This window comes from uncultured Parvibaculum sp. (assembly GCF_963975745.1).
In the GTDB taxonomy this organism is placed as follows: Bacteria; Pseudomonadota; Alphaproteobacteria; order Parvibaculales; family Parvibaculaceae; genus Parvibaculum.
Window position 1 is genome coordinate 127,399 of record NZ_CAXBIB010000011.1, and the last position, 7,815, is coordinate 135,213.

The following is a 7,815-nucleotide window of genomic DNA, read 5'->3' on the forward strand; positions in this document are numbered from 1 at the left end:
CAAAACGCTTACCTGCGCCGCGTGCGGGGGCCAGGCGGCGGGTTCCGTGATAGGCGCCGGAACAGGCAAGGTCAAACCATGGGGCCGCCCGGCTTGGCCGACGCTGCGGCAGGTTCAGCCGAGGTCGTCGGCGGTCAGCGCATAGAGGGTTTCGGCGCCGGCCGTGGCCGGTCCGAGCAGGCCGTGGACGCCGGGCAGGATGTTCAGGGCGTAGAAATCGGCCAGCGCCAGACGCGTGGCGGCAAAATCGCCCTGCCCGTCCGCTTCGGCCGTTTTCAGCGCGCCTTGCGCCAGATAATGGCCGCCGGCGACGGTGCCGAAGAGACGCAGATAGGGCGCGGCGCCGGCCAGACAGTCGTTCGGCGCCGACTTCACGCGCTCGAGCATCCAGGCGGTTGCGGTGTCGAGCGTGTCGAGGGCCGCGTCGAGCGCGGCGCCGATCGCCGCGAGCGTCTTGCGGTTCGACCGGCGTGCCGCCTGCGCCGTCACGCGCATCTCGGCGATAAAGCCTTGCGCCACCGAACCGTTTGCCAGGGACAACTTTCGGCTGACGAGGTCGATCGCCTGGATGCCGTTGGTGCCTTCATAGATCGGCAGGATGCGCGCATCGCGCAGGAACTGCGCGGCGCCGGTTTCCTCGACGAAGCCCATACCGCCATGGATCTGCACGCCGAGCGAGGCAACCTCGCAGCCGATATCGGTGGAGAAACTCTTGGCAATCGGCGTCAGCAGATCGGCGCGGGCCTGCGCGGCGGCGCGGATTTCAGCCGTTTCGCCGGCATGCGCGGTGTCGAGCGCGACACCGGTTGCGTAGCAGATCGCACGCGCGGCCGCGGTCGAGGCTTTCATCGTCAGCAACATGCGGCGGATATCGGGATGTTCGATGATCGGCGCCATTTCGCCGGGGGCCAGCTTCGAGCCCAAAGGCCTGCCCTGCCTGCGTTCCTTCGCATAGGCCAGTGCATGCTGATAGGCCGCTTCGGCGATTGCCACGCCTTGCGTGCCGACCAGCAGGCGGGCGTTGTTCATCATCGTGAACATGCAGGCGAGGCCGCGATTTTCCTCGCCGATCAGCGTGCCGATGGCGCCGCCGTTTTCGCCATAGGCCATGACGCAGGTCGGGCTGCCGTGAATGCCGAGCTTTTCCTCGATGCCGATGCAATGCGCATCGTTGCGTTCTCCAAGCGAACCGTCTGGATTCACGAGGAATTTCGGCACGAGGAAGAGAGATATCCCCTTCGTGCCGGCCGGCGCATCGGGCAGACGCGCGAGCACCAGATGGACGATGTTGTCGGCCATGTCGTGATCGCCATAGGTGATGTAGATCTTGGTGCCGGTGATCCTGTAGGTGCCGTCGCCGGCCGGAACGGCCTTCGATTTCAATGCGTTGAGATCGGAACCCGCCTGCGGTTCGGTGAGGTTCATGGTGCCGGTCCATTCGCCCGAAATCAGCTTGGCGAGATAGAGCCGCTTCTGCTCCTCGGTGCCATGCGCCGTCAGCGCCTCGATGGCGCCCTGGCTCAGGATCGGACAGAGGCCGAAGGACATGCAGGCCGCATTCCACATTTCCTGCATCGCGACGGCGAGCGCGGATGGCAGGCCCTGACCGCCATATTCGGGCGTCGCGGCGAGGCTGCCCCAGCCGCCCGCAACCCATTGGCGATAGGCATCAGCAAAGCCGGAAGGCACTGAAACGCCGCCATTTTTCAGCTTCGCCCCCTCGGTGTCGCCCGAGCGGTTCAGCGGCGCCAGCACGTCGGCGGCCAGCTTCGCCGCCTCCTCCATCACCGCCTCGACCAGTTCCGGCGAGAGATCGGCGAAGGGCCCCCGGCCCGCCAGCGCCGAAAGACCGGCAATCTCGTTGAGGGCGAATGCCATGTCGCGGACGGGCGGACGGTATGTCATGGGGATCCTTCGGAGGCGGAAAGTGACGGAACTGCGTGGCTTTGCGGGCTTTTACTGTATTCTCCGCCGCCACGGTAGCATTCAGACAGGTAGTTTCATGGCCGCCTGCGTCGAGGCGACGGCAGCGAATATCGAACTCGCGGGTCAGGCGATCCGCGCGGGGCGGCTCGTCGCCTTTCCGACCGAGACGGTCTATGGGCTGGGCGCCGATGCCAGCGACGACAGGGCCGTGGCGCGCATCTTCGCGGCCAAGGGACGGCCGCGCTTCAACCCGCTGATCGTTCATGTGACAGACCTGCAAGCTGCTGAAAAACATGGCGTATTCAGCGACGCGGCACGAAAGCTCGCGGCCGCGTTCTGGCCCGGCGGGCTGACGCTGGTGCTGAAACGGCGGGCCGAGACGCCGCTGTCGCTGCTGGTCAGCGCCGGGCTCGACACGGTGGCGCTGCGCGTCCCGGCGCATCCGGTCGCGCAGGCGCTGCTGAAAGCGGCGGAACGGCCGATCGCGGCGCCTTCGGCCAACCGTTCGGGACGGGTCAGCCCGACACGGGCCGCGCATGTGATGAGCGAGCTGGGCGACGCCGAAACGCTCGCCATGGTGCTGGACGGGGGGCCGTGCCGGCTGGGGCTCGAATCGAGCGTGATCGGATTTCCTCAAGGAATTCCGACACTTCTGCGGCCGGGCGCGGTGGCGCGGGAGGCGATCGAAGCGGTGCTGGGGGACAGGCTGGCCGATGCCGATGCGGGCTCGGGCGAGGAAGGCCGCGCCTCGCCGGGGCAGCTCGAGAGCCATTACGCGCCGGGCTCGCCGATCCGGCTGAACGCCCGCGACGTGGGCGCGGACGAGGTGCTTCTGGCCTTCGGGCCGCAAGCGCCCGAGGCAAAAACCTCAATGAATCTATCGACTTCCGGCGATCTGACCGAGGCGGCCGCGCATCTGTTCGCGATGCTGAGGGCCCTCGACGCAACCGCCAAGGGCCGGACCATCGCGGTGATGCCGATCCCCGATGAAGGACTTGGCGAGGCGATCAATGACCGGCTGAAAAGGGCTGCCGCGCCAAGGGGTTAGCACATTTTTTCTGGTCGCATTTTCTACGGAAAACCGGCGACCACTTTTCCGGAAAATGCTCCTAGCTCTGCGATATCAGCAGCGTCGGGACGCCTGCGGTCGGCTTGCGGATGGTCGCGACCTCGGTGCCCGGCTTGCGGCCCTTGCGCACTTCCGAGACGTCGAGGCCGGCCTTTTCGAGCCGGGCGACGGCCGCGGCGATGTCCGGCACCTTCCAGGCAACACCCCAGAATCGTTCGCTTTTCGGCGCTTTTTCGCGGTCGAGCGGCTCGACCACCTCGACGGTGACGCCGCCTGTGCGGAAGAAGAGCTGGCGGACGCCCCATTCCGGCTTCGTGTGATCAAGGGCCAGACGGATGCCGAGTTGCGTGCCGAAGAGCGTCTTGCAGGCCTCGGCATCGGGGGTCATCACCACGACATGGTCGCAGGATGCGACCGCTTCGGCTTCGGCCACGCCTTCGGAAAGCGGCGCCGGCGGCAGCGCGTCCTCCGGGCTAAGATGTTGAATTCCCAACAGGAAAAGGCCACGGGTCTGGCTGGCCGGCAGGGCGACGGTGCGCCATTTGCGGGTTGCGCCGCTGATCTCGTCGCGGCCGGAACCGTCGAGCGGCGCGCCGGATGTCAGGCCGCGGGCATTGAAGGCGGTGGCGGCGGCGGCCGCGTCGGCAAGGCCGAAAACCACGCCGTAGAGCCCCTCGCCGCTCGCGTCGAGGCGCTTCCTCAGGGCCTCGGCATTGGCGCCTTCGGCGACCGGCGCGTAGAGCTCCACATAGGTATTTGCAAGGCGGTACAAGACGTTACCGGTGCCGACGCCGGGATGGATGCCTTTCCAGGAGGGCGCCCGGCCGAAGATCGCGGTGTAGGTCTTCTCGGCCGCGCCCAGATCGCGGACCGCGATGATCAGGTGATCGACGCCGACTATTTCGCTCATTTTTGACAGTCCTCCGACAGCGGAAACGCCGCGCACTGTAGTGGCTGCCGAAAAACCCCGCCAGACCCGCAAAAACGCAGGGCTTTTTGCAACAATCGACAGCAGCGAACGACAGCGGTACCCCCCCTCTGTCACGGAACTGTCAAAAAACTGTCACAAATCAAGTTATCCCCGGGGATATCTTTCATTCGTGTACGGAGGAATTAAAAAGTAATCCCCGGTTTCGGGCGGCGGCGAATCCGCGGCGTGCGATTCGCAGCGGCGCGCGGGCGGGTAAAAAAACTTATCCCCGGGGTTTTGGGAAACGCCGGAAAGCGAATCAGGCCAACGGGTCCGTGCACAGGTGCAGCCCGCGGCCGGGCCAGCCAGGTCTTTGCGATTGCCAGGGAAGGACGACGTGGATGACCCGCCACCTTGATTACAGAGGGGGGCCGGGTCATGACGGCCATTATGATATGGTCGTTGCCATCGCTTCTTCGAGGACTCCCCGCCCGATGACCCTGTCCCCTGCCCGCCTGAAAGAGATGCTCGATGCGGGGATCGCCGAATGCGGCGTGCCGGGGGCGTCGCTCGCAGTGTGGGCCGGCGGCGAAGCGGCGGAGGCGGCGGCGGGGGTCTGCAATCTCGAGACCGGCGTGCCGGCGACGGTCGAGACGCTGTTCCAGATCGGTTCGATCACCAAGCTCTATACGGCGGTGCTCTGCCTGCAGCTTGTCGAGGAAGGCAAGCTTTCGCTCGATCAGCCGGTGCGCGCCACGCTGCCGGATTTCCGCGTCGCGGATGCGCGGGTCGCGGCGGAGGTGACGCTGCGCGATCTGCTGTCGCACAGGAGCGGCATCGAGGGCGATTATTTCCGCGATGCCGGACGCGGCGAGGACCGGATCGCGAAATTCACGGCCATGATGGCGGCGCTCGGCCAGGTGCATCCCCGCGGCGCGATGTTCTCCTATTGCAATACCGGCTTCGTGGCGGCCGGCCGGATGATCGAGGTCGCCGACGGGCGGATCTGGGACAAGGTCATCCGTTCACGGATCGTCAAGCCGCTGGGCACGCCCGCCTTCTCGACCCTGCCCGAACAGGCGATGCGCCACCAGACCGCGATCGGGCATCTGGGCGCGCCGGGCCATCTCGTCGTGACGCCGGTTGCCTATCTGGCGCAATCGAACGCGCCGGCCGGTTCGATGTCGATGGCAAAGGCGCGCGATGTCATCAGTTTCGCGCGGATGCTGATGGCAGGTGGCGTCGCGCCCAACGGGACGCGGCTTCTTTCGCCCGACAGCGTCGCCGCGATGCAGACGGTCAACATGCGCTGTCCGCGCGGCATGCATATCGATGCGATCGGGCTGGCGAGTTTCATGTGGGATTGGGACGGCGACGGCGCTCACGAGGTGTTCGGCCATGACGGCTCGACCATCGGCCAGGCGGCATGGCTGCGCTATCACCCGGCCAGCGGCACGGCTTTCTGCCTGCTGACCAATGGCGGCAACGGCAAGGCGCTGGCCGACCGGCTGATCCGCAAGGTGTTTTCCGAAGCGGCCGGGATCGCGCCGCCGGCACCGCCGCAGACGGATGCGGGTTTTGTGCTGCAGCCGGCGCATCATGAAGGCCGCTATGGCAACATGATGGAGGTCATCGAGGTGACGGTGGAAGACGGCCGCCTCGTCGCGACGATCGAGGCCGCGCCCGACTATGCGGTGATTTCGGGCGGAACCCGGCGGGTGGCGCTTGAAGCGGTCGATGGGGAATTGTTCCTCGGCGTCGCGCCGGGGATGACGCTGCCGCAGAGCTGGCATTTCCTCGGCGATGACGGCCGGGGCCGCGCGCTCTACCTGCATACGGGCGCGCGGGCGCATCGGCGGGTGTGAGGGAAGAAGGAAGGTTTTTGCACGCCCACGGGTCCGCGCTTGCGCGCGGCCCGAAGACAGACTCCGACGCGGAGCCGCGGAGAAGAAAGATTTTGCACGCGAAGACGCGAAGGCGCGAAGAAGGCAGGAAGAAGGGATTCACGCAGAGGCGCAGAGACGCAGAGAAGGAAAGAGAAGGTTCTTGGCGCTTCGCGCCGGGCGTGCTACCCGCCGAACGAGTTTTGAGTTTACCCTCTCACCATACTCGTCACCCCCGGGCTTGACCTCGGAGGCCGCCACACCCAAAGGTGTCATCCCGGGGCTTGTCCCCGGGACCCAATCCACGCATCAGCGAGGCGTGAGGCCAATGGGTCCCGGGAATAAATCCCGGGATGACATTTTTGTTTTGTCTGATGCCGAGCAAACGACAGATGCCCAAACCCACTCCCGAAACAGTTGCGCGCATGAAGGCCGTGGTCGGCGCGAAGGGCGTTGTCGCGAACGATGATGCCGCGCCCTATCTCGAAGAGCGGCGCGCGCTTTATCGCGGCCGGGCGGCGGCGGTGCTCCGGCCGGCCTCGACCGAGGAAGTTTCGGCCATCCTGAAGATCGCGCATGAGACGGGTACCGCGATCGTGCCGCAGGGCGGCAATACCGGGCTTGTCGGCGGACAGATTCCGTTCGAGAGCGGCGAGGAAGTGGTGCTGTCGCTGACACGCATGAACCGCATTCGCGCGCTCGATGCCGAGAACAACACGCTGGCCGTCGATGCCGGGGTGACGCTGGCAGCGGCGCAGGCGGCGGCCGAAGAGGCCGGGCGGCTGTTCCCGCTCAGCCTGGCCTCGGAAGGTTCGTGCCAGATCGGCGGCAATCTGGCGACCAATGCCGGCGGCACGGCGGTGCTGCGCTACGGCAATGCGCGCGAGCTGGTGCTCGGGCTCGAAGTGGTGATGGCCAATGGCGATGTCTGGGACGGGATGCGGGGCCTCAGAAAGGACAATACCGGCTACGACCTCAAACAGATTTTTCTCGGCTCGGAAGGCACACTCGGGATCATCACCGGGGCGGTGCTGAAACTCTTCCCGCGGCCGCAATCGCTGGCGACGGCTTTCGCCGCGGTTCCGGATGTCGCTGCGGCGGTCAAATTGCTGCGCGTCGCCGACAGCGTGTCGGGCGGCATGGTGACCGCCTTCGAACTGGTGCCGCGGATCGGACTCGACTTCGTGACCGCCCATGTCGAGGGCGCGCACGATCCGCTGCCCGATGCCGCGCCCTGGTATGTGCTGATCGAGATGAGTGCCGGCAGCGCCACGGCCGATCTCGACGCGACGCTGGAGGCGGTGCTGGCCGAGGGACTCGAACAGAAGCTGGTGAGCGATGCCGTGCTGGCGCGCTCGGAGGCGCAGCGGGCCGATTTCTGGCGGCTGCGCGAAACGCTGTCGGAGGTGCAGCGGCTCGAAGGCGGCAGCATCAAGCATGACGTCTCGGTGCCGGTGTCGCGGATGGCCGCTTTCATCGCGCAGGCGACGCAGGCGGTCGAGGCGGCGATGCCGGGGGTGCGCGTCGTCGCCTTCGGCCATATCGGCGACGGCAATGTGCATTTCAATCTCAGCCAGCCCGTGGGCGCCGACAAGGCGGCCTTCGTTGCGCGCTGGGGCGAGATGAACGCGCTGGTGCATGCGATCGTGCGGGCGATGGGCGGTTCGATCAGCGCCGAACACGGGATCGGCCGGCTGAAGCGCGACGAGATGGCGGCGACCAAGGCACCGGTCGAGATCGCGGCGATGCGGGCGCTGAAACAGGCGCTCGATCCGACGGGGATCCTCAATCCGGGCAAGGTTGTCTAGGGAAGGAGGGACTCACGCGGAGCCGCGGAGGCGCGGAGAAGAGAAGAATTGGTCACGCGAAGACGCGAAGGCGCGAAGAAGGGTTTTTGGCGCTCCGCGCCGGAAGGGGGTTTTGTGTTTACCTCGGCATTCATCCCACAACGGATGTCATCCCGGGGCTTGTCCCCGGCAACTGTGTTGTTGGGTCATGTCTGGAACGCGGTTTTATCCCGGATGATG

The 7,815-nt window shown here is 66.3% G+C and carries 5 protein-coding genes; 3 read left to right on the forward strand and 2 right to left on the reverse strand.

What is annotated here, in order from left to right; all coding sequences use genetic code 11:
- Positions 1 to 114 precede the first annotated feature (114 nt).
- Entirely contained in the window at positions 115 to 1,905 is a 1,791-nt protein-coding gene (locus AAC071_RS10695; protein WP_339832379.1) for an acyl-CoA dehydrogenase, read from the reverse strand.
- Between the two features lie 97 nt (positions 1,906 to 2,002).
- On the opposite strand from AAC071_RS10695, the gene AAC071_RS10700 reads away from it, so the two are divergent.
- Entirely contained in the window at positions 2,003 to 2,974 is a 972-nt protein-coding gene (locus AAC071_RS10700) for an L-threonylcarbamoyladenylate synthase (RefSeq protein ID WP_339832389.1), read from the forward strand.
- Positions 2,975 to 3,035: 61 nt separating this feature from the next.
- Here AAC071_RS10700 and AAC071_RS10705 read toward each other — a convergent pair whose 3' ends face one another.
- Positions 3,036 to 3,905: a VOC family protein gene (locus AAC071_RS10705; protein ID WP_339832380.1), complete on the reverse strand. Its 870-nt coding sequence runs from the start codon at positions 3,903 to 3,905 to the stop codon at positions 3,036 to 3,038.
- 494 nt (positions 3,906 to 4,399) lie between these two features.
- On the opposite strand from AAC071_RS10705, the gene AAC071_RS10710 reads away from it, so the two are divergent.
- Positions 4,400 to 5,770, forward strand: a complete 1,371-nt coding sequence (locus AAC071_RS10710; protein WP_339832382.1) for a serine hydrolase domain-containing protein — start codon at positions 4,400 to 4,402, stop codon at positions 5,768 to 5,770.
- A gap of 410 nt (positions 5,771 to 6,180) precedes the next feature.
- Positions 6,181 to 7,596 carry an FAD-binding oxidoreductase gene (locus AAC071_RS10715; RefSeq protein ID WP_339832384.1) on the forward strand — a complete coding sequence of 472 codons (1,416 nt, stop codon included), beginning with the start codon at positions 6,181 to 6,183 and terminating at the stop codon, positions 7,594 to 7,596.
- Positions 7,597 to 7,815: the final 219 nt, after the last annotated feature.

Bases quoted from the DNA above. Each gene is read 5' to 3' on its own strand.
- AAC071_RS10695 (WP_339832379.1), bottom strand. From the start codon at position 1,905: ATGACATACCGTCCGCCCGTCCGCGACATGGCATTCGCCCTCAACGAG.
- AAC071_RS10700 (WP_339832389.1), top strand. From the start codon at position 2,003: ATGGCCGCCTGCGTCGAGGCGACGGCAGCGAATATCGAACTCGCGGGT.
- AAC071_RS10705 (WP_339832380.1), bottom strand. From the start codon at position 3,905: ATGAGCGAAATAGTCGGCGTCGATCACCTGATCATCGCGGTCCGCGAT.
- AAC071_RS10710 (WP_339832382.1), top strand. From the start codon at position 4,400: ATGACCCTGTCCCCTGCCCGCCTGAAAGAGATGCTCGATGCGGGGATC.
- AAC071_RS10715 (WP_339832384.1), top strand. From the start codon at position 6,181: ATGCCCAAACCCACTCCCGAAACAGTTGCGCGCATGAAGGCCGTGGTC.